The sequence below is a fragment of the Paenibacillus sp. P4_A7 genome (assembly GCF_056402455.1).
Map to the genome: position 1 here is coordinate 1 of NZ_JBFUHJ010000694.1, position 1,935 is coordinate 1,935.

The window sequence follows — 1,935 nt, forward strand, 5'->3', positions numbered from 1 at the left end:
ATCAGAAATAAACCTATTTGAGAGCATGATGAACTGCAAATTTCCAGAAGATTTCAGAAAGTTATACATGAATTCTAATGGAGAAGGAGAGCAGATTTTTGGCGTTATGGCTGGGCTTGGTTGGATGAACATTGAATCGATAGTAAGCAACTGGAAGTCCCTTTTGGAATCAGCTTACGATATTATATCCAGCAAACCAGATGTAATAAAAGATGGGAACTACAGAGAAGGCTGGATTCCTTTTGCTGAAGATGGTGGAGGCTCATATTTGGCAATTGATTTAGACCCCGGAGAAAAGGGGATTCATGGGCAAATTATAACGATAGATCACAATTCTGATTTTTCATATGTTATTGCGGAAAGTTTGGGACATTTCTTTGAATTTATAGATTCGAGCCTCAGAAATAGTAGTATTGGTATTAGTGAAGAAGATGATGTAATCATATTATCCCGTGAAAGTGGAAGTTTGTTGGATGATATTTTGGCTTTGACTAAAATGGATATCGAAGAGAACAGCCTTATCCCTGTAAGCGGATTTTGGGAAGAGTATTTTAAAGACGATGTTGAGAGTGGTTTTGTATCTTCAAAAACATTGAAAAAAAAGAGAATGGTATTTATTAGAGCTGATCAAGCTAAAAAATACGGAGCAATATCTTTGGATATTTTAACCCATATGGTTAATCTTAAAGAACTTATTATACATGCGGATGAAATTACTAATTTCGATGTACTTAAACGGTTGCCTTCTTTAGCAGAACTTGTGATAGGATCAGAAGCTTTTAAAGAGTCTGATTTGGAGTACTTAGTTTCTTTGGATGGGTTAAGGCAGCTAACATTAATAGGACTTCCATTAAAAGATATACATAAACTGAAAGATATAAAGAAATTAAAGAGTTTGAGATTATGTAGAATGAACTCAATTGATAGCGGATTAATAGGAACTATAAAAAATTTGAAGGAACTAAGTTTAGAAAAAATGGAGGTTGGCGACCTGCTTTATATTTCAAACCTTAGTAAGTTAATAAAACTAGAGCTCAAACAAGTGACAATACCACATTTATCATTCTTAAAAGGTTTAAAGAATATAACGTTTTTTGAGACGGATAGCTGTGCAATAGATGAATCACGTATAGAGGTTATAGGAGAATTGAAGAAATTAAAGCAATTCACTTATCCGGTTGGAGATTTAACAATATTCAAAAATTGTATGAGTATAAAGCAGATTGGAGTAGATGCATCCAGACTTAAAGGGTTGGAGGAAATTTCAGACTGTAATATAGTCGACTTAACTATATTTCATGCAGCATCTGAGGAAAATGCAAAATCCGTAGTTGCTGAGTTTAAAAAATACTTTAAACTTCAGTCATATGGATGGCAGGTAACATGGAAAGATTAATGAAACTTGCCTACGCTGAGCTTTATCATAATCTTATTTTTCGCCCTAAAGATGATAAGGTGAACCGTATCACAAGTGACTGCAAAAAATTAAACAGTTGGAAAGAGCTTACCGCAGGGCTCAAAGAGAGAGTTAAGTAGGACCCGTCCCGGACAGGAGATAACTTTAATTTGCGGAGCAATGCAGAATATGAAAATGGGAGGAAGACCGTTGAATCAGGCTGTGGATGCTTTTCTGAATGAGGTTTGGAAGGAAGTCACTACGATTTACGCAAAAGAAAGCAAGAGGATCAATGAGTTTAAGGATCAAAGCAGGTTGCAGGCAGGAGTCATGGAATACCTTCGAGTGGCGTGGAGAAAAGGTAAGAATACTTGGGCAGAGGGGAAAATTCATATCGATGTCTACGAGCCATTCTCCTGGAGCGACAGCTCGTATAAATTTGAAGCGGGTACTTACATCACGGAGTTGACCGATGAACTTCTGACTGAGGAGTTTTTTCCTGCCTTGTGCGGGCTTGTAGATGGCCTGTTCCGCTCGGA

3 protein-coding genes are annotated in these 1,935 nt (G+C 36.8%); all 3 read left to right on the forward strand.

The genetic code is table 11. The annotated features are described in order from the left end of the window. A partial coding sequence (locus AC1DWN_RS33030) for an SMI1/KNR4 family protein (protein WP_477563065.1) occupies nt 1-1,396 on the forward strand: 1,396 nt, incomplete at its 5' end. Continuing rightward, on the forward strand, nt 1,384-1,536 hold the full coding sequence (locus tag AC1DWN_RS33035) for a hypothetical protein (RefSeq protein ID WP_477563066.1): 153 nt from the start codon (nt 1,384-1,386) through the stop codon (nt 1,534-1,536). The genes AC1DWN_RS33030 and AC1DWN_RS33035, both read left to right, overlap by 13 nt. Nucleotides 1,537-1,606: 70 nt before the next feature. After that, the coding region (locus AC1DWN_RS33040) for a DUF6138 family protein (protein ID WP_477563067.1) at nt 1,607-1,935 on the forward strand (329 nt) is incomplete at its 3' end.

Excerpts from the sequence above, each read along its gene's own strand:
- AC1DWN_RS33035 (WP_477563066.1), top strand. The coding sequence starts at position 1,384 with ATGGAAAGATTAATGAAACTTGCCTACGCTGAGCTTTATCATAATCTT.